Raw genomic sequence first — 26,630 nt, forward strand, 5'->3', positions numbered from 1 at the left:
CTACTTCAAAAATACAGTTGCTTCCCGGAGAACGGCTCTTTTGCCTCCGTCGCCGGCGGGACACCGCGCTCGATCCGATAGGATCGATGCGCAACCGCCAACTTAACGCCAGCACCGCGGCGCCAGAACCACACGACTTCGCCGTACGCTTCAGGCGCTTTTACGTCAGCGAGCGCCATTCACGTCCACCGCATCTCACCGCGCGTTCGTGACGTGGCCAACGCCGCTTGGGTGGATGAGACGCGTGGAGTTATGCCGGTGATTTGGGTTGCAAGTTAAGCGGAATATTTTTTGCGGAAGGGCTGGACAGGTTTTACTGATTTGCCCGTCGTGCCAATTGGTCGCAGGCCGCGAGCGGCGGTTTACCCTTGCGCTTCAGGCAAATCAGCCGGCAGCAGAGCCCAGAATGTCGTTCGCACGGCGGGTCCTGAAGACGTGGAGATCATCGACTATCATTAGGAGCTTACAGATGGCAAAGAAGGGAACGTTTGGTGCACTGTCACCGGAGTTTGTAATTTTCCCCTAAGCTCCCCTGCCATCCTGTTTGCCAATCACGCAGCCTGTTTGCCAATCACGCAGCGCCATGCCGCCAGGCGCTCGGCCGGATGCTGCTTCATCCACTCGGTGAGCTGCGGCGCGCCCATCAGGCAGGACCGCACCGACAAGGCGACGAAGTCCGAAGTGGTGACGGTCTGCTCGTGGCAGTTTGTCGGAGAGGAGAGACTGCATAGCACGGCGATGATCTTGATCACGACAGGAGACCCCTATCGCCACGATTGACGCCGGCGACCGAATGACCGATCGGTGCCTTGTCCTGCCGCTCGCTGACCGGTTCAGCCGGCGGGAAGATGCTGTCATATATCGCGCGGGCTTCTCGAACTAAGCGCGCTCGCTCGCGCTCAGCCTTCGGGACAAATCGAATAACTTCACCCATATTCACTCCAAACCTCGATTAGGGAACGGTTCCACCATGAGATGATGGAAATCATTTCATTCGAATCTAAGATCCCGACTCCAACTTAGAAGCGGTGCAGGTGGTAACGAGGAATAAAAAGCTTGTGACCGGGCGCCGGCATCCAAACACCACAACATTTGCTTTCCGCAGGGTTGGTTGTGAACGCGCTTTTCCAACACATGCAGCAAGTAGGCCCGCATGAATTTACGGGTCCGCGCGAACGCATGCCCCGCGACGAGCGCAATGATGACAGGTTCTATAAGGGATCGGCACCAACCAAAAGCCGGATGGCCGCCTCGCTCATGCGGCTATGCTTGCTGTTCGCTGTTCGTCGCCAAGCCGAACAGATACAAGCGACACGCGTAAATCGTCGGTCGCGCTGCGTAAGGCGGCGGGGCAATTCTAACAACAAGAAAAGGGTGGAATGTCATGCATGGTAAGGTCGTCGCGCTGGTTGCAGCAGCATTTGGGGTCGTAGCTTGCGGGCCAGCTTGGGCGGGATGGCCGGACGACAAGCCGATCGAAGTTGTCATCGGTTTTGCTCCCGGTGGCGGAACCGACGTCATGGCGCGCAAGCTGCTGCCGTTCGTCGAGCAGAGATTGGGCGGCAAGGCCAAGTTTGTTGTGCTGAACAAGCCTGGTGCCGGCGGAGAGATCGCGTTTGCCACGATTGCCCGCGCCGCGCCGGATGCTTACGCGATGGGCGTGGTCAATGTGCCAGGCTATAACTTCATTCCGATGACGCGAAAGACCCAGTACAGCATGGATGAAATCCGTCTGGTCGCGCGCGTGGTCGACGATCCCAGCGTGATCGTAGTACCCTCAGAAAGCAAGCTTGCAAGCGTTGCGGACGTTCTGGCTGCGCTGCGCAGCAAGCCGGGTTCGGTAACGTTCGGCCATAATGGTGCGGGCACGAACGGACATCTGGCGATCCGCATGTTGGCGAACGCTGCCAAAGTCGAGCCCAACGAAATCTCCTATCGCGGAACGGCCGCGCAAAGGACTGATCTTTTGGGCGGCCATTTGCAGGTTGGAATGGTCAGCCTCAGCGAACTTCCTGAGCTGCACGGCTCCAACAAGGGACAGCTCCGCGCGATTGCAGTTCTGTCGAAGCAGCGTTCTCCGTCACTCCCCGACGTTCCGACGGCAGAGGAAGCAGGCATCCCGGTCACGATGACCGCAGAACGCGGCTTCGCCGTACCGAAGGCCGTTCCAGACGACGTCGCCAGAAAGCTTGAAGCTGCGATTGCGGACGGCTTGCGTGATCCCGAGTACATCAAGAGCTCACCCGGCGACGCCCCCGTTCTCGCGTTCATGCCCGGCGCAGAATGGCAGAAGCGTCTCGACGACATGAACCAAGCGCTGCGGCCATTCGCGGAAGAGATGCGCGCGCAAGAGCAGAAGTGAGAGGGCGTTACGCTGGGCACACCCTCTTGGCCCTCTTTAAGCTCGACGTCGAAATCGGGAATTGTGCGAGACGACGGGCAATCGCCAGGAGGGAGCCGGGCGGGCCGTAGATCCGGCCCGCCCGCGCCACCTCAAGCGGTCACGAGGAAATTCCCGGCGTTCAACTCGGTCGGAAGAAGACCCAAGAATGTCACCTGATTGCCCTCGCCGAGATCGAGGACGCTGCCCGAAGATGCCGCGCTCAGATTGTTCAGCGGGTCGAACTCGGCTCCAAAGCCTTCCAACACGACGAGATCCTGCGTTACGTCGAAGTCGGTAATGGTATCATTGCCTCCTGCGGACTCGCGAAAAACGAACTGATCGGCCCCGCCGAAACCGGCGAGGTTGTCGTCGCCGGCGCCGCCTTCGATCATATCACCAGCATTGCCGCCGATGATGGTGTCATTGCCGCGGTCTCCGAACAGGCGGTCGGGCGCGTGATCCGCCAACTGCTGGTTGGCGACCGCCCGGATCAGGTCGTCGCCGTTACCACCAAAGATCGTGTCGGCGGCAACGTCGCCGCCGCGCAGCGTGTCGTTCCCGGCGTCTCCAAACACGACATCGCCGGTAGGGTCGTTCCAGGCAATGAAGTCATCGCCGGCACCGCCGAAGACCGTATCGCTTCCTGCCATGCCGCCGACAGTATCGTTGCCTTGACCGCCGAAAACCAGGTCATTGCCGGCGCCTGTATTGATATCGTCATTTCCTTGGCCGCCCCTGATAATGTCGTCGCCGTCGCCGCCTTCAAGCCTGTCGTTCCCGGCGAGGCCACGGATGATGTCATTGCCGCCGAGCCCGGGAAGAAAATCGTCGCCCGGCGTTCCGACGACGATGTTGTCGTTGTCATCTGCGATTGCGATCAACTGACCCCGGATCTCGCCGCCCTGAAATTGATTCGTGTGGACGTTGAAATAGATCGGGATTTCCGATCCCACCGGAGCTGAGCCCAGTTCGTCCGCGAAGTTGGTGATTGGAACGCTGGCGGGGTCCGTCGTCTCCCATCGACCGCTTACCGTCCAGGAGCCATCCACATTCAGGGCGATGTTGAGATCATCTTCGTCCTGTGCCGGGTTGATCTGCCCGAAGACAACGGGCCCGTTTGCTCCTCGCACTTCATTGTGAAAATGCGTGGAGATGACGTCGTCGTCGGTCGACGGCGTCTGGGCGGGACCTCCCGTAATCGGGCCATAATCGACGCCCTCGATCTGAAACGTATAGCTCGCGGCAATTTCCGTGCTGTCAAAGATGACGGTGCCGAGACCGCTTGCAGTCGAGTTGTTCGGGGGGACTTCCTGAGAGCCTTCGAGAACCACGCGGAACGCTGTGGACATGAGAGCCTCCTGCTCTTTTGCTCAGCAGGTCGGGCGGCCAGCGACGCCGGCCTGCACATGTGGCAGATGCTGCACCCGGCTCGCGCCGGCATGGATTAGGCGCTGCGTCGCTCCGCTATCGCGGAATCGGCGCGTTGTCCTTCTCGCGGTATTTCGGCCGAGAACAAGGGATCGCTGGATCGCGCCAAGCTGGGTTCGCCGCTGTAGGCTATCGACCGGGCGTTATTGTGACTCTTTTGCGCGATCGAGGCATTGTGATGCAATGTCCGGTTGCCGACGCTGAGCTTGTGCCCTGATGCCCCCCAGCGTGCACATCTCGATCGCGCACAACCCTGGAACCATCAGCAAGTAGCCTCATGAGCGAAGCGACATGCGGGCATGGGGATATCAATGAAAACTCCCGGACGTCGCGGAGCCTGTCATCGGGCACGCATTCGCGCGACCCGTTGGCTCATCCGGGCTTGCTGTATCTGCTTCACGCCTTCGCTGGCGGAAGGGTTTCAGGTCGTTCGCCGGTGGCGACCGCGAAATCCATGGACAAAGAAAGCGAGGCAAGTTGTCGGGAGCCGCGCCGATCGTTCGTCCTCTGGATGCAAACCGCAAGAAGCGAATATCTAACCATGAGAAAAATCGTCGTAATCACGCACATCAATCCGACAGCGTCATGCGGTCAGCCGGAGCCTGCCAATGACCCCCACCATCACAGCCTTTGAACGGTCGCCCGACCGCGGCAAGGGTCTGGCGCGTGACATGCGCGTTCGCTGGGCGCTTGAAGAAGTGGGTCAGCCTTACGAGGTTCGCCTTGTTTCGTTCCTTGCGATGAAGGAACCCGCGCATCTGGCGCTTCATCCCTTCGCACAGATTCCAACCTATGAGGAAGGCGATCTCGCCCTGTTCGAGACAGGGTCGATTGTCTTCCATATCGCAGAGCGCCATGCGGGCCTGCTGCCGGACGATGCCAATGCGCGGGCGCGCGCGATCACATGGATGTTTGCGGCGGTCAACACGGTGGAACCGCCGATCCTCGAACTCGCAACCGTTAGGCTGCTGGAGGGCGACAAGCCCTGGTCTAAGGAGCGTCTGCCTCTGGTCGAGAACCGCGTCCGTGATCGGTTGAAACAACTTTCCGGTCGCCTTGGCGATGCCGACTGGCTTGATGGCGCGTTCAGCGCGGGCGACCTGATGATGGTGTCGGTGCTGCTCAGGTTGAAAGGATCGGGTATGCTGGACGAATATCCAAACCTCTCCGCCTATGTCGCCCGCGGCGAAGCGCGGCCCGCATACAAGCGTGCTTTCGACGCTCAATTAGCGGTTTTCACCGCCGCTTCGAGCGGCTGACGAGGCCGCTCTGCGTCACTTGAGTCCATCGGCGCGAATGTGCCGTTGAGGCGGTGGACGTGTCTAAGAATGTCCGCGACGGGTCTGGCTGTGTGAAAACGCCGAGACGCTCGATCGCGTTAGCAAGGTCGCCCGCATGAGCGAAGCGATATGCGGGGATCGGCGCTAGCCAAAACCCGGATGTCGCATCCGGGCTACGCTTGCTTGATCAGGGAGGCAAGCCGAGATCACTTAGCCCCTCTGCGACACGGTCGAGAAAGTCATTTGTGAAGGGAATGGAAGCTACAACTTCGCCGATTGTGACGTCCGGAGAGTAGCGGCGGAACGCATCCAACGAATCGAGAGCCGCCACTCTCTGGCCGAGACGTGAGTAAGACACCGCCAGCGTCCGGTTGACCCAGACGGTGGCCGGTTGCTCCAGGAGTGCTTGGCGCATCCAGAGGGCACTTTGATCGTAGCGACCGGCATGGAAGTGAGCGGAACCGATCCCGACAAAGCGGTTGGCGTTCGACGGTCCAGATGGATCGAGACTGATCGCACGGCGGAAGTGTTGAATTGCAGTCTCCGGTTCGCCCGCGAATGTCTTCAACCAACCGCTTCGCTCCCAGACCCATGCCGAGGTTGGATCGCGCGCGAGAACCCGAGCGAGAAGGGCGTCAGCAATATCGAGTTGTCTCGCCATGGTGTGCACCGCACATCGCGCCGTGAGCACCAGCGGATCGTCGCTGTCGAGAATGCCTGCGCGCTCCGCAAGCAGCAGCGCTCGTGCCCTTTCGTCCGCAGGTCGCTGCGTGCCATTGTGCATCACCAATTGACCGTGGCACCAAGCGGCCAGCGCGACCGCTAACGCATAGTCGGGATCAATCTCCATTGCACGGTTGAGTAGCTCGAGTGCGCGTCGTGCGCCATCCGGATTCGCCGCCAGCGCCAACGGAAACGCTCGCATCGTGAGGCCGTAGGCATCCAGTTCTTCCGGTCGCTTGCGCTGCGCACGGTCGATTTCAGCCCTGCGGATGCTGGGCAAGATGCCGCGCATAACCCCCTCTGTGATACGATCCTGCAACCCGAACAGATCGGCTGGCTCGCCGTCGTAGCTGTCGCCCCACAGGTTTTGCCTGGTGACGTTGTCGATCAGACGCATAATGACGCGGATACGTTGGCCAGCCTGTGTGATCCTGCCCGTCAGGAGGTAGCGCGCCCCGAACTCCCGGTCAGGGCGTCGGTCGAAGCCCGACGTTCGTGACCTTGTCGGCTCGATGACCGAAATGGAGCTGATGCGACACAACGCGGCACCAATTTCCTCCGGTGCACCTTCGACGAAATCGCGAAGGTTCAGCTCAGTTGTGCATGCCTGCAGCGACAGCACAGCGACTGAGGGCTTTTCGCGCGCACGGCCTATGCCACCTGCGCAGCGGATAGCACTAGGCAGCTTGTCGGGGACGGCAGCACGGCTTCGCCGAAGTGTGCCAGAGGGAGTTTCTCCGAAGCATCGCCGGTATTGGAGCGAGAACCTCCCAAAATGGCTGAAGCCGTATCGCGTGGCGACCTCTGTGATCGACACCCCCTCTGCGCCCTCGATTAGTTCATCCCGAACCGCTGCCAACCTGAGCCGGCGTAGGTAGTCGAGCGGTGAAAGGCCCACAAATTCACGAAAGTGCTTGCGCAGTGTTCGGGCCGCAACGCCGGATGCGGTGGCGACCTCGGCCATCGTGATTTTCCGACTCATGCGAGCCCGCAGATAGCCAATCGCTTTCCTGACATCCCTGGATGCCGGGCTGCGCGCGAGCGCGGTACGATCGAACTGGGTCGCTAGCACCATCGGCCCTAGTCCAGCTAGCGCAGCGCATCAGCACTGCCTTGGGCCAAATCTGCCACCTCACGCCGACCACTGTAACGATCTTTCGGATTATTTGCAGCCTCGAACTTCTGCACTCCGCGCCTTCGGTTCAGATAATCGGGCCACTCGCGGATAAGAGGGGCCGAAAGCGGATATTCAGGTTCACCTCCTGTGCTGCATCTTCGGGTTCTACGCGCAGCATCACGGCTTTAAGAAAGGAGAACCCAATGTTTAAACGAACGATCCTCGTTTTCGTCCTCGCTGTTTTAGTCCTGCTCGGTCCCCAGCACCTGAGCACGGCGGCTCGCGCTGGCTCAGCAGAGGAAGTCAGGACGCTTTTTGAACGTTTCGTCGCCGCCCAGAACGCGCATGATCTGAGGGCCGTTGGAGAAATGTTGTCGAATTCAAACGACTTCCTCTGGATTACGCGCGGCAACCCCGTCTGGGGACGTGAGGCGGCGCTGCACCGGTTCCAGGCGCTCTATCAAGGCACTTGGCGTCTCGACCCCGTAATGGCTGAGTTCAAGGTGATCGATCTCAGCGGCGACACCGCTCAACTCTTCGTCCCGGTTACCTTCATGATTGCACCGTCAGGACAAACCGCGCAGCCATCGAGATTCCTCATGAATCAGACTCTGGTGAGGACGGGACAAGGTTGGAAGATCGCAAGCATCCTCCCAATTCTCGTCCCCCCGCAGTGAACCTTTGACGAGAGCGTTTTAGATTCCCTGGCAACTGCAAGGGCCCAAGGCGCTTGATCGGTGTCGCGCATGTCCGTAGCGGCGCATGTCGCGTTTGGATCAAGAGAGAAGAAGTGTGTCCCATCGAAACGAGTGGGATGCGACTCTTGAGCGTGGTCAACGGCTTAGGAGAGTGATGGTGCCCAGGGGCGGGATCGAACCACCGACACTGCGATTTTCAGTCGCATGCTCTACCAACTGAGCTACCTGGGCATACCCGAGGGCTTAGAAGGCCGCACCGAGCGGGCGGTTTATAGAGAGGTCGAGCGGCCGTGTCCACCCGGCTTCGCCTTTGGCTACGCCGGGCGCTGCCCGCCTTCGGACTCGTCCCCAAATTATTGGCGAATCACCATTATTCGGCGTCTTCAGGGTCGGTGGGGCGGCCGGGGATGACGTAGCGCCCGGAGAGCCAGCGGTTCAGGTCGACGTCGCGGCAGCGTTTGGAACAGAATGGCAGCGTGGCAGGATTGGCCGGCTTGCCGCAGACCGGGCAGGGTTTCGGCGGCGGCTTGGGCGCGCCGGTATCCTTGGGGCCATTCTTTGGGCCGTCCTTGGGGCCGTCAACTGGCATTGAGCCAGCCGAAGCGGATCGGAAAGCCCTCCCCGCCGAGCAGCGTGACCGATTCGTAGAGCGGCAGCCCGACGACGTTGCTGTAGGACCCGACCATTTTGACCACGAAGGAGCCGGCGATGCCCTGCACGGCATAGCCGCCGGCTTTGCCGCGCCATTCGCCGGAGCCGATATAGGCCTGGATGTCATCCTCGCTCAAACGCTTGAAGCGCACGCGGGTTTCGATCAGGCGCTGGCGGAACGCCTCCTTCGGCGTCACCAGGCAGATCGCGGTGTAGACGCGGTGATTGCGCCCCGAAAGCAGCCGCAGGCACTGCGCGGCCTCATCCACCAGATTGGCCTTGGGCAGAATGCGGCGGCCGACCGCGACCACGGTATCGGCGGCGAGGATGAAGGCGCCGCGCAGCTCGTCGTCGAGATGGACGGATTTCAGCGCCGCATCGGCCTTGGCCCGCGCCAGCCGATTGGCGCAGGCGCGCGGTAGCTCGCCCCGCTTCGGGGTCTCGTCGACATCGGCCGGGCGCAGCGCGTCGGGCTCGATGCCGGCCTGGTTGAGCAGGCTGAGCCGCCGCGGCGAACCGGAAGCAAGAACGAGTTTGGGACGGCCAAGCATGCTGGATGTGTCGGGGATTTGGGATTCGGGTGGAGCGCGCGCGGAACCTATCGGAAGGCACTCCATTCCACAACCGGGGAACAAGTGATTGTTGAAACTCCACTATCTCCGTCGCCCTGCGAACCCAGAGGGCCCATAACCACAGGCCGTTGTCGTGGGAATGACAGGCAGCGACTGGCTGCCTCAATCGCGCGGCCGCGGCGCCGCGATGAGCGCAATTGCGCTCACGCTCGGGGTTCCTGCGTTCCGCAGGAACGACGGTGAGAGCTTTACCCGCTCGCGGCGCCTGCCTTGGCGAAGCGGCGGCGGATCCGCATCAATAGGCCGTCGCAGACGTCGCGATAGGCGGCGAGTTTTTGCTCGCGGTTGCCTTCCGCGTCGGTCGGGTCCGGCGTCGGCCAGTATTCGACATCGGCGGCATGCGTGCGCGTCAGCTCCAGCGCCTTGTGGTGGGCTTCCGGCGACAGCGTGATGATGAGATCGAAATTGAGCCCTTCCCAATCCTCGAGCTCCTCGAACGTGATCGGCTTGTGGCCGGAAATATCCTGGCCGAGCTCGGCCATCACGGCGACCGCGAACGGATCGAGCTCGCCCTTCTTGACGCCGGCGGATCTCACATAGAGTCCTTGCGGGAACATCTGCTGCAGCAGGCTCGCCGCCATCGGCGAGCGCACGCTGTTCAGCCCGCATGCGAACAGCACGGCCTGCGGATTGCGCGCGCGGGGCGGCGCCTCCATGCGATCAGTCTTCTCTTGGGCGGGCCGTGCCCCTTTCGAAACGCCGCTTCAACATCGTCATGCGTCCTGCCCCTTCCAGTGCAGCACGCAGATCAGCGTGAACAGGCGGCGCGCGGTTTCGAAATCGATGCGGACCTTGCCTTTCAGCCGCTCCTGCAGCGTGCGCGAGCCTTCGTCATGAATGCCGCGGCGGCCCATGTCGATCGCCTCGATCTTGTCAGGCGTGGCGGTGCGGATCGCCTGATAGTAGCTGTCGCAGATCATGAAATAGTCCTTCACGATCCGGCGGAACGGCGTCAGCGACAACAAATGCGCGACCACGGGCGTGCCATCCTCGTGGCGGATGTCGAACATCAGGCGGTTGCCGGTGATCGCGATGTGCAGCGTGTACGGCCCCTGCACCGCCCCTTCCGGCGCGAACAGGTTCTGCTCGATCAGATCGTAGATCGCAATCGCTCGCTCATGCTCGATATCGGGGCCGGAACGCCCGATCGATTCCTCGTCAAGCGTCACCGCGACGATGCGGTTGTGCTGGTCATCGTCTGGTGGCGGCTTGTTCATGGCAAATTGAGGCGCAATCCGACGGAGCGTGAATGGGCATCCAAACCCTCGGCCTTGCCCAAGGTCATCGCGGCGGGCCCCAGCGCGCGCAACTGGTCCGGCCCGCATTTGAGAATCGAAGTGCGCTTCATGAAGTCTAGCACGCCGAGCCCCGACGAAAACCGCGCCGAGCGCGCGGTCGGCAGCACGTGGTTGGAGCCGCCGACATAGTCGCCGATCGCTTCCGGTGTGTGGGCGCCGAGGAAGATCGCGCCGGCATTGCGGACCTTTGCCGCGAGCGCTTCCGCATCCGCGGTCATGATCTCCAGATGCTCGGCCGCGATCGCATTCGCCAGCTCGACCGCGTCGTCGAGCTCTTTCACCATGATGATGGCGCCGAAATCGTTCCACGAGGCCCGCGCGATTTCGGCGCGGGGCAGCGTCGCGAGTTGCGACTCCACCGCGCGCTCGACCTCGGCGGCCAGGTCTGCGCTGTCGGTGATCAGGATCGACTGCGCGCTGGCGTCATGCTCGGCCTGCGCCAGCAGATCGGCGGCGATCCAGCCGGCATTGGAGGTCGCGTCGGCGATGACGAGCACTTCCGAAGGGCCCGCGATCATGTCGATGCCGACCTTGCCGAACACCTGCCGCTTGGCGGCGGCGACATAGGCGTTGCCAGGCCCAACGATCTTGGCCACCGGCGCAATCGTCGCCGTGCCATAGGCCAGCGCCGCCACCGCCTGCGCGCCGCCGACACGATAGATTTCGGAGACGCCGCCGAGCTGGGCGGCCGCCAGCACCAGCGGATTGAGCTTGCCGTCTGGCGACGGCACCACCATCACCACGCGCGGCACGCCGGCTACCTTGGCCGGCACCGCGTTCATCAAGACCGAGGACGGATAGGCCGCCGTGCCGCCCGGCACGTAAAGGCCGACCGCATCGACCGCGCTCCAGCGCCAGCCGAGCTCGACGCCAAGCGCATCGGTGAAGCGCTCGTCCTTCGGCAACTGCCTCTGGTGGAATGCCTCGATCCGGTCGCGGGCGAATTTCAGCGCGTCGATGGTCGCGGCATCGCAGGCCTTCACCGCGGCGTCGATCTCGGCCGCGGTCACGCGCAGGCCGGTGGCCGCAAGCTCGAGCCGGTCGAATTTCTTGGTCGCCTCGATCAGGGCGGCGTCGCCGCGCGCGGCCACATCGTCGACAATGGCCCTCGTAGCGCGCTCGACATCGGCCGAAACTTCGCGCTTGGCGGCGAGGAATTGCTTGAAGCGTGAACCGAAATCGGCGCTGCTGGTATCCAGGCGAACGGGCATGGCGGCTTTCTGAGAGACGTCGGAGGCCCCTGCTCAATGGCGCGGCGGCCAAGGGCCGTCAACCCTTGCACTCCCGGAAAGAGGAGCCGTAGGGTGGCCAAAGCCAACGGGTCGCGCGAATGCGCGCCCGATGACAGGCTCCGCGTGCCCACCATTCCTGGCGGAGTGCTGATGGTGGGCACGGCGCAAAGCGCGCCTTTGCCCACCCTACGACGCCGGAATCACCCCTCCGGCCCCAGCGGCGCTATCGCCAGGTCGCTGGTGCCGAGATCGTCGGTGCCGAGGTCGGTCAGCTCGCATTCCAGGCACTCGAGGTCCAGGCGCAGCGCCTCGCCATGGCTGAACAGGAGAAGCGCACTGCCGCCGGGGGGCTCGCCCGGATGGAATTCGATCCCGACCAGTTCCAGCATCGCTTCACGCCGCTGCAGATCGATGTTGCGCGACTTGCAGGCCAGCACACGGTCGAAACGCAGCGCCGCGATCAGGCGGCGCGGTTCGGTTCCGCCTGACAGCGTCTGCTCCCAGTCGAGCCGGTTCATGCCGACCACGAGCCGCTTTTCGCGCTGCCGCCAGACGATATCGGAGGCCAAAACGCGGGCGTCCTGCACATGGGCCGATATGACCGCGAGATCGTCGGCGTCGAGCGCAATCAGTTTGAGCGGGTCCGCCGGCATAGGATCCTCAATAGCCCCCTAATCGCTGATGCGCTGGATCAACGCGCCGCAGGCCGAAAGTTTTTCCTCCAGCCGCTCGAATCCACGGTCGAGGTGATAGATGCGGTTGACCATGGTTTCGCCCTCGGCGGCAAGGCCTGCGATAACCAGCGAAACCGACGCCCGCAAATCGGTCGCCATGACAGGCGCGCCGCGCAGTTTTTCGATGCCGTCGATGGTCGCGGTCTCGCCATCCAGCGATATCCGCGCACCGAACCGCGCCAGTTCCTGCACATGCATGAAGCGGTTCTCGAAGATGGTCTCGGTGATCTGCGAGGAACCGCGGGCGCAGGCCATCAACGCCATCAGTTGCGCCTGCAGGTCGGTCGGAAAACCCGGGAACGGCGCGGTCGACACCGTCACCGGCTTTATCCGGGCGCCGTTTCTGGCGACGCGAATGCCGTCATTGTTGACGGTGATGTCGGCGCCGGCCTGCGCCAGCACGTCGAGCGCCGACCGCAAGAGTTCGGGGCGGGCGCCGGAAAGCTGCACGTCGCCGCCGGTCATGGCGACCGCCATCGCATAGGTGCCGGCCTCGATCCGGTCAGGCAGCACAGTGTGGCGGGCGCCGTGCAGCTTCTCGACGCCCTCGACTGTGATGCGAGGCGTGCCCGCTCCGCTGATGCACGCGCCCATCTTGTTCAGGCAGTCGGCGACATCAGTGATTTCAGGCTCGCACGCGGCGTTGCTGATGACGGTCGTGCCCTTGGCGAGCGTTGCCGCCATCAGCGCGACATGGGTGCCGCTCACCGTCACTCTGGGAAAATCGATCGCAGCCCCGCGCAGGCCGCCCGGCGCTTTCGCCACCACATAGCCGCCGTCGATGGTCAGCTCGGCGCCGAGCTTCTCCAGCGCCATGATCAGGAGATCGACCGGCCGGGTGCCGATCGCGCAGCCGCCCGGCAGCGAGACTTTCGCTTCATGCATGCGCGCCAACAGCGGCGCGATCACCCAGAAGCTGGCGCGCATCCGCGATACCAGCTCGTAAGGCGCCGTCGTGTCGATGATGTTGGCGGCGGAGATGTGCAGGGTCTGGCCCTGATATTGGCCGTCGCCCGGCCGCTTGCCCGCCGACATGATGTCCACGCCATGGTTGCCGAGGATGCGCTGCAACTGCGCGACGTCGGCAAGCCGCGGCACGTTGTCGAGGATCAGCGTTTCCTCGGTCAGCAGGGTTGCGATCATCAGCGGGAGGGCAGCATTCTTCGCACCCGAAATCGCGATGGTGCCGTTGAGCTTGCTGCCGCCGACAATACGAATGCGGTCCATGCCATGCCCTCTGCTGTGCACGATTTATGAGCGGGTGCGTCCGCAGCAGAAGCAGCGATATTTGCGGCGATTTGATGGGGTGATGCTCTGATTCCGGGTGCGCGAAAGCGCGCCCGGAATGACCAAGCTTCACGACCTGATAAACGCCAGCAAATCGGCGTTGATCGTCGCGGCCTCCGTGGTCGGCATGCCGTGCGGAAAGCCCTTGTAGGTCTTCAGCGTGCCGTTCTTCAGAAGCTTCGCCGACAGCGGCGCGGAGTCTTCGTAAGGAACTATCTGGTCGTCGTCGCCGTGCATCACCAAGACCGGCACATTGATCTTCTTGAGGTCCTCGGTGAAATCGGTCTGCGAGAAGGCGACGATACCGTCGTAATGCGCTTTCGCACCGCCCATCATGCCCTGGCGCCACCAGTTCTCGATGACGGCTTCCGACGGCTTGGCGCCCGGCCGGTTGTAGCCATAGAACGGACCGGCCGCGATGTCGCGATAGAAGTTCGTGCGGCTCGCCGCGAGCGCCGCCTGAAATCCGTCAAACACTTCCTTGGGCAGTCCGCCCGGATTGGCCGGCGTCTGCACCATCAGCGGCGGCACGGCGCTGAGGATCGCCGCCTTCGCCACCCGGCTCTCGCCGTGGCGGGCGATGTAATGCACCACCTCGCCGCCGCCGGTGGAATGGCCGACATGAACGGCACTTTTGAGATCGAGATGCGCCGTCAGCGCCGCGAGGTCGTCGGCATAGTGATCCATGTCGTGGCCGTCAGCCACCTGGCTGGAGCGGCCGTGCCCGCGGCGGTCATGGGCGATGACCCGAAAGCCGTTGTTCAGGAAGAACAGCATCTGCGCATCCCAATCGTCCGCCGACAGCGGCCAACCGTGGCTGAACACGATGGGCTGGCCTTTGCCCCAATCCTTGTAGAAGATCTCGACGCCGTCCTTGGTGGTGATGATGGGCATTATGAATTCTCCTCTGGTTACGCCGTCATCCCGGAGCACGCGTCATTGCGTGGCCCGGAAACTGATGTGGCTGATTGCGACGTGCGGATTTGCCTCGGAAGATGATACCAGAGGCCGGCTTATGTGGGCATTGGCCGATATCTCCGGAGCACGCCGATGATCACGACGATGAAGAATACCAGCACGATGCCCTGGACGATGGCGAACGGCGGCTCGGCCGGAGGCACGCTCGGCGCCAGCGCATGCAGCGCCGGCACTTTGAGGAAGGACTGGATCACCAGCACGAACACGTTGAGATAGAGCGAGACCAGCGCGGTCAGCGCGTAGATCCAGCGCCAGGCACCGTTGAGCTTCATGCCGTAAAGCGCAAAACAGGCGATCGCCAGCAGCACCAGCGAGAGAATGCCGATCATATGCGACGGCAACGGCTTTTCGGACAGCAGAGGCGGAATCGGAAATCCTGACGCGCTGGTCAGGATCGTGAACACCAGGAAGATCGCGGTCAGGCCAGGCATCCGCTTCGAGCCGAGCATCCCGAACATCACGATGAGGCCCGCCACGATGGCGATCAGGCTGATGATGACGTGCACGAGAACAAATGTCGCCAAACTCATACCTAAAATCATGACGCGCCCCCTTCGTTGGAAACCATCTAAAGGTTACGACGCGGCGCGAAGAATTTCCACACGCATCGCGTGCGGCCTTCGGCAAGGCAGGCATGTGCCTGATGAAGACGCATCAACAAAAATTGTATGATGCACGAATATTTGCGCTTCTGTCACAAATGATGGCAGCCACGTTGTATCATAGCGACGGCTTCGCTGCGTCGGCGAGATAGCCATGCAGCGCGGCGACCACCTGTGCGCCCTCGCCGATCGCGCCGCCGACGCGTTTGACCGAGCCGGAGCGCACGTCGCCGACCGCGAACACGCCGGGCACCGAGGTTTCCAGGGGCGGCACCGGACGACCGAGATTCTGCTCGGACTGCGCTCCCGTCACCACAAAGCCCGCGCGGTCGAGCGTGACGCCGCAGCCGTCCAGCCAATGGGTCGCCGGGTCGGCGCCGACGAACAGAAACAGGTTACGCACATCAAAACTGTGCTGTTCGGGCGCCAGCCGGCTCTTCCAGTGCACGCGTTCGAGCGATCCATCGCCGCCGCCTTCGACCGCAATCACCTCGGCGTTGAAGACCAGTTCGATGTTGGGCGCCGCCTCGATCCGCTCGATCAGATAGCGTGACATGCTGGCGCCCAGCCCGCCGCCGCGGATGATCATGTAGACCTTGCGCGCATGGCCAGACAGAAACACCGCGGCTTGGCCGGCGGAATTGCCGCCGCCGACCAACACGACATCCTGGCCCACGCACAGCTTGGCCTCGATCGGCGAGGCCCAGTACCAGACGCCGCGGCCTTCGAACGCGTCGAGATTTTCGATTTCCGGCCGCCGGTAACGCGCCCCGCTCGCCACCACGATGGATTTGGCGCGCAGCGACTGCCCGCATTCGGTGGCCAGCGCGAACACGCCGTCGCGCTGCGAGCAATCCAGCGACCGGACCGAAACCGGAATCAGCATCTCGGCGCCGAATTTCTGCGCCTGATTGTAGGCACGGCCGGCGAGCGCCTGCCCCGAAATACCGGTCGGAAAGCCCAGATAGTTTTCGATACGCGCGCTGGCGCCGGCCTGGCCGCCGAACGCCCGCGCGTCGAATACCGCCACCGACAATCCTTCGGAGGCAGCATAAACCGCGGTGGCGAGACCGGCAGGACCGCCGCCGACCACTGCCACATCATAGAGTCTCTCATGCGCATGGTTGGTGATCATGCCAACCGCCAGCGCCAGCGAAGTCTCCGACGGGTTGCGCAGCACGGTACCGTCAGGGCACACCACCAGCGGCAGATCGGCCCGCGAGGCCGAATAGCGCGCGACGAGGTCGGCGGCATCCTTGTCGCTTGCGGGATCGAGCACGTGGTGAGGCTGGCCGTTGCGCGCCAGAAAATTCTGCAACCGCGCCGTGTCGCCGAGGGAGGACGGGCCGATCAGCACCGGGCCGCCGACGCCGCCCTGGATCAGGCTGACCCGGCGCAGGATCAGCGCGCGCATGATGCGCTCGCCGAGCTCGGCTTCCGCGACCAAAAGCGCGCGCAATTGGTCCGGCGGGATCAGCAGTGTTTCGACGTCACCTTCGGCGTGGCCGTCGACCAGCGCGACGCGCCCGGAGAGTTGTCCGATCTCGGCCAGAAACTGTCCCGGGCCCTGGTCGATGACGGGCGTGATATGGCCGAGGCCATCGCGCTGGGTGATCGCGACCGTGCCCGACAGCACCACGAACATGCCGGGGCCGACTTTGCCGGTCTCGAACAGGGTTTCGCCATCCCTGTAGGTCCGAAGCTCTCCGAACCGGCGCATGCGCGCGATTTCGTGATGGGTGAGCGCCGGGAATGTCTGCTCGTAACGTGGAAACGCGGTGGAAGTCGCGCCGGTCGCCGGACCGGCCGTGATGTCTGCACTCATGATCGCCACCCAAGAAACAACAACTGTGCAAAGAACTGTCGGGCCGCCCGGCGAGCGATCTGCGCTACTGGCCCGGCTTTTCTCCGCTGGCGTCATCTAGGGAGACATTGGGGCTTTCGGAAGGTGCGCCAGGATCGCTGCGCCCCCGCGCCTGTGACTTCCGCCGCTTCAGATTTTCACGCAGCGCCAGCTTGAGCCGGTCGCGTCGTGAATCCTTCACATCCGCGCCGGTCTTTCCCGCGCCCTTGCCGTGATCACCCTTCATCGTCAGTCCGCCGAATATGTCTGGTCGAGACGGCATCAGCGACGCCGCCATTCGAAGATAGCCGCTTTCGATCAGCCAGCCGCAATCGCGCCCGGCCTGCCACCATCCCGAACCCCGCGACAAGTAGCGGAAGCCGGGATTCAGCCGCTCAAGGCGAGATCGGGAACCGGAGCAAGGCCCGAAGTTGCCCATTTGCGCCTGGTCCCGATCGTCGGGACGATTTTACCCCATTTTGATGCTTTCCCAGCCCGCCCGCGCGCTTGCACCAGAAGGGCCCTTGTGGCAAGAACCGGCCGCCTGTAGGGGCCTTTAGGGCCGATTCCCTGAATAGCGGGCATGCTGCCGTAGCTCAGTGGTAGAGCACTCCATTGGTAATGGAGAGGTCGACAGTTCAATCCTGTCTGGCAGCACCAGCTTTTCCTCTGAACCATCAGCCACAAGGTTCCGGCGCGTCGGGCTGTGGCGGGTCATTCGTTTCCCTCGAAGACGTTGCGATTTCTTGAGCGTCGTCGTGGCCGTCTGCAGGAGCTTATGTAAGCTTGAAAACGATCATGCACCGTAGAGTTTGTCGGTCGACGCAAAATGCAGGTGCGACCCTACGGCTTCATCCGGGACGATCCGATCGGTTGCACCACGTATGATGTCGTAGCATTCGCAGGTTGCTTCCTCGAGCCGCGCCCTGTCGATTTCAACTAGGCCCCGCCGGGCGGATCTGATGGCACCTAGGGCGCGGAGTTTGGCAATCACCTGCGTCACGGTCGTTCGTCGCACCCCGAGCAACTGCGAAAGTGTCCCCTGCGTTAATGACAGGACGTTGTTGCCCTCGGTCCGATCATGCAGGTGAAGCAGCCACCGCGCCATGCGGGCCTCGACCGAGTGCAGTCCGTTGCAGGCTGAGACGTGCTGGAACTGCATGAGTATCGACCTCGTGTGCGCCTCGACCACATGTCTGATGGCGCCGCTTTTCATGTAGGCTGCATGAAACCGCGACACGGGGATTTGTGATGCGGTGCCGCCCACCCGCACGACCGCGGTCACGGACGACAAGAAAGAGGGTCCCAGCACCGATAGTGCGCCGATCGCTCCCTCGCGCCCGATTACCGCAGTTGCGATCGTTTCTCCGTTCGGAAGGCCGAGCATGAAGGAGATGGCCCCGCTATGGGGAAAGTAAACGTGGTGGCGCCGATCTCCCGCTCGTATCACCACGGCGTCCTGCTCGAGCGATACCTTCTGGAGATGCGGCGTGAGCAACGCGAGGTCTGCCGGCGGCAACGCGGTGAGAAGTCGATTACCGGCGCTCGCCGGAAAGCCCATCACGAGAGACTTCTTCCCTCGGAGGAACACGGAGTTCTCCTGGAATGTCTTTGGTAGGAATGTCTTCTGCGCTGCGCCGACACTGACTCCACTTTCATCGTGCATCGTTCCGGCGTTGAGCTGCCAACTTGGATACGATACTCGCTGAGTACCCTACGGCGCCGCACGGGTAAAGGTACGGCAAACCCTTGGGTAATCGGGCGGAACCGCTTCGACACGAGCCTCAGGACCGCTGGCGAGGCGAAAAAGCTCCATAAATTCAGTTGGCGGTGTTTTCTCGCGACAGTTCCCGTCTGGCAGCAACATCCCTTCCGATGGATGATCGACCTCAATCGGGAAATCAGCCGGGGAGCGGGATCGTTCGGCGTGGATTATCGGCAGCGGCTCATCCCGGCCCGAGTGCGACGTTGCGGAACGCCCTGACCAGCGACCCTTCCAGCTTGCCATCCATGCCGCACAGGATCTGGTAGGCGGCGGGCCGCGGCATTGGCGGCCGGTATGACCTCGACTCGATGAGCGCGGCGAAGATGTCCGAGATCGTCAGCAACCGGACCAGATCGGAAATCTGCGAGGCCTTCAGTCCGTCCGGATAGCCGGAGCCGTCAAGATATTCGTGATGGTGCCTCACGCCGTCCAGAATTTCCGGGCTGATGCCGGACACGCCCTTCAACAGTTCATATCCGATCGCGGGATGGCGCTTGATGATCTCCTCCTCGTCGGAGTCGAGGCGCCCGGGCTTGTCCAAAATCGACAGCGGGATGCGCGCCTTGCCGATGTCGTGGAGGGTCGCCGCCGCTCCGAGCCGCGATACATCTGTGCCGGAGAACCCAATATCGAGCGCGAAGCCGACCGCGACGCCGGTGACAAGCAGGCAATGCTGAAACGTGCCCTCGTGATATCGGCGCACCTCGTCGAGCCATGCCGAAAGGCCATCCTGCCCGACGCGCTGGATGATCTTCGACGTCGCACGCTTCGCATCGGCGACTTTCACCGGCCTGCCAAGGCGCACATTCGAAAACATCGAGGCGAAGGCGGCCACACCCTCGTCCATCTCCGATGCCGGAACCGCAGCTTTGTTCTCCGCGGCCGCCTCAACTGCTTCGATCTGCGCAACCTTGGGAATTGCTTCCTTGGCACGTGAAAGCACCGCGGTCGCGCCGAGCGCATAGGCCTGCGCTACCATCGAGCGCGAGAGATTGTGAACGACAAACAGTTTTTCGGGAATGCCGGCGAGGTCCTGTAATATCAGCCTGAGCCGATCGACGCGCGGCATCTGCCGCAGGTCGACGTCGACCATCAGCACGCCATGCGACCTGATCCGGGTGCCGTCGCCGCCCAGCAACCAGGGTACCACGGCGTGCTGCGGCTCGAACATCGCACGAATCGCCGGCAACTTCGTCGGTTCGTCTGTGACAAAATAGACGAGCATGTCGAGTAAAGTCCGTACGCGCCAATATTGAAGAAACCGTCTCTCAATCTTGGAGAACTGAAAACAAATTGAACGATCGATGGTTCGAAAGGCCGAGCCCTCACTCGGCGCCATCGGCATCAGGCGCTCTAACGCGCCGCATTCTGGGACATCAGGGCTACCTTGCCGTTAAGTATCCACCTCGTATAACTACGTACCTCAAACGAGGTACGCACGCCGTTCGTCCGCAGACCATCAGATCGAGGGCATCGTCCGTGAATGATCTCCTGTCGTCGCGAAGCGAACGGCGGACCGAGAGATTGATGCTGTGCGCTTTGGTCGCGATGGGCGGCCTGTTCGCCGGGCCAGCGTTCGCGCAGGCAGATCTCGCCGGGGCAACGGCCAAACTCACGCTGCAGGTCGCGACCGCCATGCTCGGCGAGCGCTGCCGCCGCGTCGAGGCGCCGAACCCCGCATCGTTCGCATCGGTAGCCCTACACCGGACTTTCCACGACGATTTCGATACCCATCCGCTGCTGGATGAAAGATGGGCGCCGTACTACGCCGGCGGCGCTGCCTGGCCGGAAGCGCGTTACTGGGGTGGCGAGGGCTCCGACTTCAGGCGCAAGACCAGCTACAATGGCGAACAGCAGATCTATGTCGATCCGCGCTATGGCGGGCGCGAGACAACGCCGCTCGGCCTCGATCCGTTCAAGGTCAAGGACGGCGTTCTCTCGATCGTCGCCAGCCGGACCCCGCCAGCGCTGAAGACCGTGCTGTTCAACAATGAATATATCTCGGGCATCCTGACGACCCAGAGCCGGTTTGCCCAGAAGTACGGATATTTCGAAATCCGCGCCAAGATACCGGTCGGCACCGGCGTGTGGCCGGCATTCTGGATGCTCGCCGATGACGGCGGCTGGCCGCCGGAAGTCGACATCGTGGAGGGCCGCGGGCAACGGCCGGGCGACATCGTGATGACGACGCACTGGCGGATACCGGAGACGCAGCGCGTGGAACGCTGCGGGTTCGACTTCATTGTGCCGGACGCCCCGACCGCGTTCCACGACTACGGCGTGCTGTGGCAGCCGGATCGCATAACCTATTTCATCGACCGACAGCCGGTCTCCGAAATCAAGGTCCCGGTCGGCTTCCACGAACCCATGTACATGATCGTGAACCTTGCGATGGGCTCGAAGACTCTCGAAGGCGTGGGATTCGTCGATGGCGAATCTCCCAATATTGTCGCATTCGAGATCGACAGGATATCCGCCTACCAAATCGACGAACGCTGACCGGAGATCACGATGTTCGGAAAATTCTCGCGCCGGCATTTTGCAAAGCTCGCAGGCTTGTCCGCGCTGGGCATCGCCGCCGCCCCAGCCGATGCCGCCACGCAACCGGCATCCGACCGGCCCGCGCCGGCGAGCTTTCCGAAAGACTTCGTCTGGGGCACCGCGACGTCGGCCTATCAGATCGAGGGCGCCGTGAACGAAGACGGCCGCGGCCGCTCGATCTGGGACACGTTCTCGCACACGCCCGGCAAGATCGAGGACGGCACCAGCGGCGACCGCGCCAACGAACACTATCACCGCTACAAGGAAGACATCGGCCTGATCAGGGAATTGGGCGCGAGGGCTTACCGGTTTTCGATCGCCTGGCCGCGGGTATTTCCGGAGGGAACGGGCAAGCCGAATCCGAAGGGCCTCGACTTCTACGACCGGCTCGTCGACGAACTCCTCAAGAACGGCATCGAGCCATACGGGACGCTATATCACTGGGACCTGCCGCAGGCGCTCGAGGACAAGGTCGGGGGCTGGCGATCCAGCGAAACGTCAAAAGCGTTCGGCGATTATGCCGGCCATGTGGCGGCGCGCCTGTCTGATCGCGTCCGGTCGATCTTCACGATCAACGAGGCCGGCAGGTTCGTGAATTTCGGCTATGGATGGGGCGTCGATGCCCCCGGGCTCAAACTGCCCGATGCGGAGGTTAACCAGGTCCGCCACCATGTGGCGCTGGCGCATGGCCTCGCCGTGCAGGCGATCCGCGCCCATGGACGCAAAGGCACCAAGGTGGGTCCGGCCGAAAACGTCGCGGCCTGCGTGCCGGCGTTCGACACGCCGGAAAACGTTCGCGCGGCCGAGATGGCGACACGCGAATTGAACTCGGGCTTTCTCGGCGTCATCCTGGAAGGCAAATATACCGACGGCTTTCTGCAGTTCGCCGGCAAGAACGCGCCGAAATTCACCGCTGAAGAGTTGAAGATCATTTCGCAGCCGAACGATTTCGTCGGCCTCAACATCTACGCGCCGCAGTTCTACATCGCCGCTTCCGACAAAGGGCCGGGCTGGAGCGTGCTGCCGTTTCCTGCCTCGTTCCCGCACATGAATTCGGAATGGCTGCGCGTCGGGCCGGAGACGATCTACTGGGCGCCGCGGCTGGCGGCAAAGGTCTGGAACATCGAGACGATCTATATCAGCGAGAATGGCACCTCGTCGGAAGACAAGCTTCGCGCCGACGGGCAGGTCTACGACCTCGATCGCATCATGTATCTGCGCAATTACTTGCGGCAATTGCAGCGCGCGACGTCGGAGGGCGTCCCGGTCCGCGGCTACTTCCTCTGGAGCCTGATGGATAATTTCGAATGGATCTATGGCTACGAGAAGCGCTTCGGGCTCTACCATGTCGACTTCGAGACGCAGCGCCGGGCGCCGAAACTGAGCGTCGCCTTCTATCGCGACGTGGTAGCGCGGAACGCGATCGGCGTCTGAACGTCGGCAGCCGGCCTTTAATACCTCGCGGCTTGCCGGATTGATGCCGGGACCTCGGTGATGGGCCGCTGCTTGCTGTCGATTGCCACAGTCGTGGCGGGTTCATGCGCCAGCTTGCGCGATGAATCGTGACTGACGAATACGCCTGCAGCCGTGAGCATCAGCACGACATAGAGGGCGAACATGCCGCCGACCCATTTCCAATAAATCCGGCGGGCCTGGGGGGTAAGGCTTTCAAGTAATCGGCGCATGGTTACCTCCTCATCAGGAAACCTAATGGGCTGCGTATAGACCTCATGCCAGATACGGTGTGTGACGCACTTCACAGATGGCGATTTGTAATGGAGAACCCGTGACCGGAGCCGAACTGAAGAAACTTCGCGAGCATCTCGGCGAGGCCATCGGCCAGCCGCTCTCGGTGGCCGACATGGCCAAGCTCTGCGGGTTGCCGGCCGCGGATGGCGCCGACACTATCCGTAGATGGGAGGTCACCGGTCCGACCGGGCCGGTGGCGGAGCTGTTGCGCATCCTGGCGATGGCCAGCGACCACTATCCGATCCTCGATATGTTCAACGTGTTCGACCGCCACGACGTGCCGGTGAAAGATCGCCCGGCGCGGCGGCAAGCCTTCCGCGAGCAGATGCGCCGCGACGTGCGCCGCCGCATTGGTTAAGCAAAACTTGCCTGGGCCATTGCGAGGAAGGCGAGAATTAAGTCTTTCCTTACCTTTGATTAGGCCTTCGTTAAGTACAAAAAACGTTTGTTCGCCAATGGGTTGGGTTATGGCCTGCTGTCACCTCGGAGTGACAGCATTTTAGATAAAAGCTGTCTATCTGCGTGCCATGGATGACGCCGGCACGCGGTGTCGCCGAACGGTTTTCGGAGACAGCAAAATGAAAAAGATCCTCGCCACCCTCGTGGCCTTCGCAGCCCTCACCGCCGCCGCGCCCGCCTCTGGCGCCGACCTTGGCGCGCGCTATTACAAGCAGCCCGCTTATACGCCGCCGATGGTCGCTGCCCAATGGACCGGCTTCTATATCGGCGGCCATCTCGGCGGCGCCTTCAGCGGCAGCCACGACTTCAACGGCGCGGTGCTGAGCGACTCCAGCGCCCGGCTGCTCGGCGGCGTTCAGGCCGGCCTCGATTGGCAGTTTGCGCCGAACTGGGTGCTCGGCACCGAGGGCCAGTATTCCTGGCTCGGCAAGAATAACCTCACCGCCACCTTCCCCGGCGCCTACGTCTACACCAATGATCAGCGCGGCCTCGGCTCGGTCACTGCCCGCATCGGCTACACCTGGGGTGCGGGCCTGCTCTACGTCAAAGGCGGCTACGCCTATTCCGATAACCGCGAGAGGCTGACGCTCGCCGGCGCGCCGATCCCCTTCCTGCTCGATGGCAACCACAGCCACGGCTACACCGTCGGCGCCGGCGTCGAGTACATGTTCGCCCCGAACTGGGCGGTCAAAGGCGAGTACATGTATTACGACTTCGGCAGCAGCCGCTTTGTTTCCCCCGCGGCGCTGGTGCCGTTCGGAAGCTTCCACAATGACGACCACACGCTGAAGCTCGGCGTCAATTATCGCTTCAACTTCGCGAGCCCCGTGGTGGCGCGCTACTAAGCGCTTTCAACTGAGCATTGCAGAAGGCCGGCTTTCACACCGGCCTTCTTTGTTTTGTGCGTTTTTGTTCACCCGCCTGCGTTTTCCGATCTACGGAAAAATCCAATGCGGCCAGCGTCTACCGCTAAAATTGTGGCGAAAAAGGTTCCGTTTTTCCAAACTTGTTAACCGAGTATCGCGATACTGCCGCGCGAGGAAACACCTCAAGGTAGCATAGACGGGGCAGCGGGCAGATGGCGTTATTCAATTCAGGGGTCAAGGGTTTTCGCTTCGGCGTCAGGGGCAGTCTGTTTGCCGCCTTCGCCGTCATCGCCGGCATGGCGATCATCATCTCTGCCGGCGCCGGCCTGATGCTCGGGCGGCTTGGCGGGACCATGGTGGACTTAAGCGGACGGGATATTCCCCGCCTCGCCGCCAGCCTGCAACTCTCGGCGCAGAGCGCGAGCCTCGCCAGCCAGGGGCCGGCGCTGCTGGCTGCGCGCAGCGAGCAGGCGCTGAACGATCGCACCAGGAAAATGAAGGAAACCCAGGCGGTCGCGCTGCAGAAGCTCGGCGAGATCGTCGAACTCGGCGCCGACAAGGCGGTCGTTGCCGCACTCAACGAGAACATGAAGAACATCGATGAGGTGATCAAGAGCCTCGGCGCAGCTGCACACGAGCGGCTCGAACTGGCCGCCCAGCACGAAAGACTATACGAAGCGGTGCGCAAGGCTCAACGGCGCTTCATTGCCGCCGCCGGCCCAGCGGCGATCGACGCCCAGACCGAACTCTACAGCATCTACGCCGCTCCTAACTTCTCGCAGGCCGATGCCATCAAGGCCCACAGGACGGCCGACCAGCTCGCCGACATCGCCGCGAGCGGCAATCTGATGGCGTTCGACATGATCGCCGCGTTGTCGGCCACCAGCGGCGATACGTTGGAGGCCATCGGGAAGGAATTCCGCACCGCGCAGGCGCGCGTGAAGTCGAATGTCGAGAAGCTGCCCACGACCACGGCGATGAATGTCGTCCGCAAAGCGACCCTGGACTTGCTGGCGCTTGCCGACGGGAAGACCGGCGTCTTCAAGGTCCGCCAGCAGGAGCTTGACGCAGACGATTTCGGCCAGACCATTCTGGAAGAAACCCGCAAGCTCAACGTCGGCCTCGGCATCAGCGTGCAGCAATTGGTCGATGGCGTGCAGAAGGAAACCAACGCTGCGGCCTGGCAGGCGCGTCAGGAGATCTCGTTCGGGACCATGGTCATGCTCGCGCTCGGCATCGGCACGCTGGTCGGTTCGATCCTGTTCGTCTGGCTCTATGTCGGCCGCAACATCCTGCGTCGCATCAGTAATCTGCAGCGCTCGATGCAATTGCTGTCCAGCGGCGACCTCGACTCGGAGGTCTTTCAGAGCCATCACCAGGACGAGATCGGCGTCATGGCCGACTCGCTGCAGGTGTTCCGCGAAAGCATGATCCGGAGCCGCGCGCTCTCCGCCGAGCAGGACAAGGACCGCATCGCCAAGTCAGAACGCGCCTCCCGCATGGAAGCCCGTATCGTCGAGTTCGAAAGCACCGTTCGCACCGCGCTCGACAGCCTGCAGACCGCGGCAGGCTCGATGCAATCGACCGCGCAAAGCATGTCGGCGACCGCCGATCAGTCCAGCGCGCTGGTGACCGCGGTTGCGACCGCCGCCGAGCAGACCTCGGCCAACGTGCAGACCGTATCGTCGGGCACCGAGGAATTGTCCTCCTCGATCGAGGAGATCGGCCGCCAGGTCATCACCTCGGCGGAGATCGCCCGCAAGGCGGTCGACGACGCCGGTGCGACCGACGCCACCATGCAGGGGCTCGCGGATAACGCGGCGCGGATCAGCGTGGTCGTCGACCTGATCCAGACCATCGCCTCGCAGACCAACCTTTTGGCGCTGAACGCCACCATCGAGGCGGCACGCGCCGGCGATGCCGGGCGCGGATTCGCCGTGGTCGCCTCCGAGGTGAAGAGCCTCGCCAACCAGACCGCGAAGGCCACCGACGAGATCCGCCAGCAGATCGTCAGCATGCAGACAGTGACGGAGACCGCGGTCTCCGCGATCCGCAACATCAGCACCACGATCAGCGAGATCAACGATGTGACCACCGCGATCGCGGCCGCGGTCGAGGAGCAGGGTGCGGCGACGCGCGAGATCGCGCGCAACATCCAGCATGCCGCCGGCGGCACCAGCGAAGTCTCCAGCAATATCGTCGGCGTCTCCAGCGCCTCGGCGCAGGCCGGAACCGCCGCCGGCCAGGTGCTGACCGCCTCGGACGCGCTGCGCCGCGAGGCCGACGTGCTGCGCGAGGAGATCGACGCGTTCCTGTCGAATATTAGGGCGGCGTAACCACAAACAGCGTCATTCCGGGGCGTCC

27 protein-coding genes and 2 tRNA genes are annotated in these 26,630 nt (G+C 62.7%); 10 read left to right on the plus strand and 19 right to left on the minus strand.

Going from position 1 to position 26,630, the window contains the following annotated elements; genetic code table 11:
* A partial coding sequence (locus tag CQ13_RS45035) for a hypothetical protein (RefSeq protein WP_210183080.1) occupies positions 1-212 on the plus strand: 212 nt, incomplete at its 5' end.
* 339 nt (positions 213-551) lie between these two features.
* On the opposite strand, the gene CQ13_RS24640 is transcribed toward CQ13_RS45035, so the two are convergent.
* On the minus strand, positions 552-752 hold the full coding sequence (locus CQ13_RS24640; protein ID WP_057845434.1) for a hypothetical protein: 201 nt from the start codon (positions 750-752) through the stop codon (positions 552-554).
* Complete coding sequence (locus CQ13_RS45865) at positions 749-934, minus strand: hypothetical protein (RefSeq protein ID WP_057845435.1); 186 nt, start codon at positions 932-934, stop codon at positions 749-751. Before CQ13_RS45865 ends, CQ13_RS24640 begins: the two co-directional genes overlap by 4 nt.
* Before the next feature lie 450 nt (positions 935-1,384).
* Between CQ13_RS45865 and CQ13_RS24650 the strand changes: the two genes are divergently transcribed.
* Entirely contained in the window at positions 1,385-2,362 is a 978-nt protein-coding gene (locus CQ13_RS24650) for a tripartite tricarboxylate transporter substrate binding protein (RefSeq protein WP_057845436.1), read from the plus strand.
* Positions 2,363-2,493: 131 nt separating this feature from the next.
* Here CQ13_RS24650 and CQ13_RS41480 read toward each other — a convergent pair whose 3' ends face one another.
* Positions 2,494-3,732: a CHRD domain-containing protein gene (locus tag CQ13_RS41480; RefSeq protein ID WP_057845437.1), complete on the minus strand. Its 1,239-nt coding sequence runs from the start codon at positions 3,730-3,732 to the stop codon at positions 2,494-2,496.
* A gap of 687 nt (positions 3,733-4,419) precedes the next feature.
* Between CQ13_RS41480 and CQ13_RS24660 the strand changes: the two genes are divergently transcribed.
* Positions 4,420-5,070: a glutathione S-transferase family protein gene (locus CQ13_RS24660; protein ID WP_057845438.1), complete on the plus strand. Its 651-nt coding sequence runs from the start codon at positions 4,420-4,422 to the stop codon at positions 5,068-5,070.
* A gap of 208 nt (positions 5,071-5,278) precedes the next feature.
* On the opposite strand, the gene CQ13_RS24665 is transcribed toward CQ13_RS24660, so the two are convergent.
* Positions 5,279-6,778: a helix-turn-helix domain-containing protein gene (locus CQ13_RS24665; RefSeq protein ID WP_197427427.1), complete on the minus strand. Its 1,500-nt coding sequence runs from the start codon at positions 6,776-6,778 to the stop codon at positions 5,279-5,281.
* Positions 6,779-7,134: 356 nt separating this feature from the next.
* Here CQ13_RS24665 and CQ13_RS24670 point away from each other — a divergent pair, with 356 nt between their 5' ends.
* Positions 7,135-7,608, plus strand: a complete 474-nt coding sequence (locus tag CQ13_RS24670) for a nuclear transport factor 2 family protein (protein WP_057845480.1) — start codon at positions 7,135-7,137, stop codon at positions 7,606-7,608.
* A 176-nt stretch (positions 7,609-7,784) separates the two neighbouring features.
* On the opposite strand, the gene CQ13_RS24675 is transcribed toward CQ13_RS24670, so the two are convergent.
* The 12 genes from CQ13_RS24675 to CQ13_RS24730 all read right to left on the minus strand — a co-directional run bounded on the left by CQ13_RS24675 (position 7,785) and on the right by CQ13_RS24730 (position 17,184).
* A tRNA-Phe gene (locus CQ13_RS24675) sits at positions 7,785-7,860 on the minus strand.
* A gap of 139 nt (positions 7,861-7,999) precedes the next feature.
* Positions 8,000-8,218 carry a DNA gyrase inhibitor YacG gene (gene yacG / locus CQ13_RS24680; protein ID WP_057845440.1) on the minus strand — a complete coding sequence of 73 codons (219 nt, stop codon included), beginning with the start codon at positions 8,216-8,218 and terminating at the stop codon, positions 8,000-8,002.
* Positions 8,208-8,831: a Maf-like protein gene (locus tag CQ13_RS24685; protein WP_057845441.1), complete on the minus strand. Its 624-nt coding sequence runs from the start codon at positions 8,829-8,831 to the stop codon at positions 8,208-8,210. Before CQ13_RS24685 ends, yacG begins: the two co-directional genes overlap by 11 nt.
* 269 nt (positions 8,832-9,100) lie before the next feature.
* Positions 9,101-9,568: an arsenate-mycothiol transferase ArsC gene (locus CQ13_RS24690; protein ID WP_057845442.1), complete on the minus strand. Its 468-nt coding sequence runs from the start codon at positions 9,566-9,568 to the stop codon at positions 9,101-9,103.
* A gap of 57 nt (positions 9,569-9,625) precedes the next feature.
* Entirely contained in the window at positions 9,626-10,129 is a 504-nt protein-coding gene (locus CQ13_RS24695; RefSeq protein WP_057845443.1) for a UPF0262 family protein, read from the minus strand.
* Positions 10,126-11,421 (minus strand): histidinol dehydrogenase, encoded by a 1,296-nt coding sequence (gene hisD, locus CQ13_RS24700; protein ID WP_057845444.1) that lies wholly within the window; start codon positions 11,419-11,421, stop codon positions 10,126-10,128. Before hisD ends, CQ13_RS24695 begins: the two co-directional genes overlap by 4 nt.
* 221 nt (positions 11,422-11,642) lie before the next feature.
* Positions 11,643-12,095, minus strand: coding sequence for a DUF2948 family protein (locus tag CQ13_RS24705; protein WP_057845445.1), 453 nt, complete (start codon positions 12,093-12,095; stop codon positions 11,643-11,645).
* Positions 12,096-12,113: 18 nt separating this feature from the next.
* A complete protein-coding gene (gene murA / locus CQ13_RS24710) occupies positions 12,114-13,403 on the minus strand; it encodes a UDP-N-acetylglucosamine 1-carboxyvinyltransferase (protein ID WP_057845446.1) in 1,290 nt (429 codons plus the stop codon).
* Between the two features lie 129 nt (positions 13,404-13,532).
* Positions 13,533-14,357, minus strand: a complete 825-nt coding sequence (locus CQ13_RS24715) for an alpha/beta fold hydrolase (RefSeq protein WP_057845447.1) — start codon at positions 14,355-14,357, stop codon at positions 13,533-13,535.
* Positions 14,358-14,476: 119 nt separating this feature from the next.
* Complete coding sequence (locus CQ13_RS24720) at positions 14,477-14,983, minus strand: hypothetical protein (RefSeq protein ID WP_057845448.1); 507 nt, start codon at positions 14,981-14,983, stop codon at positions 14,477-14,479.
* Positions 14,984-15,161: 178 nt separating this feature from the next.
* The gene (locus CQ13_RS24725; RefSeq protein WP_057845481.1) at positions 15,162-16,868 is read right to left on the minus strand and encodes an FAD-dependent oxidoreductase; all 1,707 of its coding nucleotides are present in this window, start codon (positions 16,866-16,868) and stop codon (positions 15,162-15,164) included.
* Positions 16,869-16,932: 64 nt separating this feature from the next.
* A complete protein-coding gene (locus tag CQ13_RS24730; protein WP_347337054.1) occupies positions 16,933-17,184 on the minus strand; it encodes a hypothetical protein in 252 nt (83 codons plus the stop codon).
* Between the two features lie 287 nt (positions 17,185-17,471).
* Here CQ13_RS24730 and CQ13_RS24735 point away from each other — a divergent pair.
* Positions 17,472-17,546 (plus strand) — tRNA-Thr (locus CQ13_RS24735).
* A 136-nt stretch (positions 17,547-17,682) separates the two neighbouring features.
* Here the strand turns inward: CQ13_RS24735 and CQ13_RS24740 are convergent.
* Both CQ13_RS24740 and CQ13_RS24745 read right to left on the minus strand, forming a co-directional pair.
* Positions 17,683-18,447 (minus strand): Crp/Fnr family transcriptional regulator, encoded by a 765-nt coding sequence (locus tag CQ13_RS24740; protein WP_082637625.1) that lies wholly within the window; start codon positions 18,445-18,447, stop codon positions 17,683-17,685.
* A gap of 385 nt (positions 18,448-18,832) precedes the next feature.
* Positions 18,833-19,876: an HD-GYP domain-containing protein gene (locus tag CQ13_RS24745; protein WP_057845449.1), complete on the minus strand. Its 1,044-nt coding sequence runs from the start codon at positions 19,874-19,876 to the stop codon at positions 18,833-18,835.
* 302 nt (positions 19,877-20,178) lie between these two features.
* Here CQ13_RS24745 and CQ13_RS24750 point away from each other — a divergent pair, with 302 nt between their 5' ends.
* Complete coding sequence (locus CQ13_RS24750; RefSeq protein ID WP_057845450.1) at positions 20,179-21,150, plus strand: glycoside hydrolase family 16 protein; 972 nt, start codon at positions 20,179-20,181, stop codon at positions 21,148-21,150.
* 12 nt (positions 21,151-21,162) lie between these two features.
* Entirely contained in the window at positions 21,163-22,626 is a 1,464-nt protein-coding gene (locus CQ13_RS24755) for a GH1 family beta-glucosidase (protein ID WP_057845451.1), read from the plus strand.
* Between the two features lie 17 nt (positions 22,627-22,643).
* On the opposite strand, the gene CQ13_RS43415 is transcribed toward CQ13_RS24755, so the two are convergent.
* Positions 22,644-22,877 (minus strand): hypothetical protein, encoded by a 234-nt coding sequence (locus CQ13_RS43415; protein WP_156433885.1) that lies wholly within the window; start codon positions 22,875-22,877, stop codon positions 22,644-22,646.
* A gap of 101 nt (positions 22,878-22,978) precedes the next feature.
* Here CQ13_RS43415 and CQ13_RS24760 point away from each other — a divergent pair, with 101 nt between their 5' ends.
* The 3 genes from CQ13_RS24760 (at position 22,979) to CQ13_RS24770 (ending at position 26,602) form a co-directional block, all read left to right on the plus strand.
* Positions 22,979-23,299: a helix-turn-helix domain-containing protein gene (locus CQ13_RS24760; RefSeq protein ID WP_057845452.1), complete on the plus strand. Its 321-nt coding sequence runs from the start codon at positions 22,979-22,981 to the stop codon at positions 23,297-23,299.
* A gap of 220 nt (positions 23,300-23,519) precedes the next feature.
* Positions 23,520-24,245 carry an outer membrane protein gene (locus tag CQ13_RS24765; protein ID WP_057845483.1) on the plus strand — a complete coding sequence of 242 codons (726 nt, stop codon included), beginning with the start codon at positions 23,520-23,522 and terminating at the stop codon, positions 24,243-24,245.
* A gap of 233 nt (positions 24,246-24,478) precedes the next feature.
* Complete coding sequence (locus tag CQ13_RS24770; RefSeq protein WP_057845453.1) at positions 24,479-26,602, plus strand: methyl-accepting chemotaxis protein; 2,124 nt, start codon at positions 24,479-24,481, stop codon at positions 26,600-26,602.
* Positions 26,603-26,630 lie beyond the last annotated feature (28 nt).

The sequence above is a fragment of the Bradyrhizobium retamae genome (assembly GCF_001440415.1).
Classification (GTDB): domain Bacteria; phylum Pseudomonadota; class Alphaproteobacteria; order Rhizobiales; family Xanthobacteraceae; genus Bradyrhizobium; species Bradyrhizobium retamae.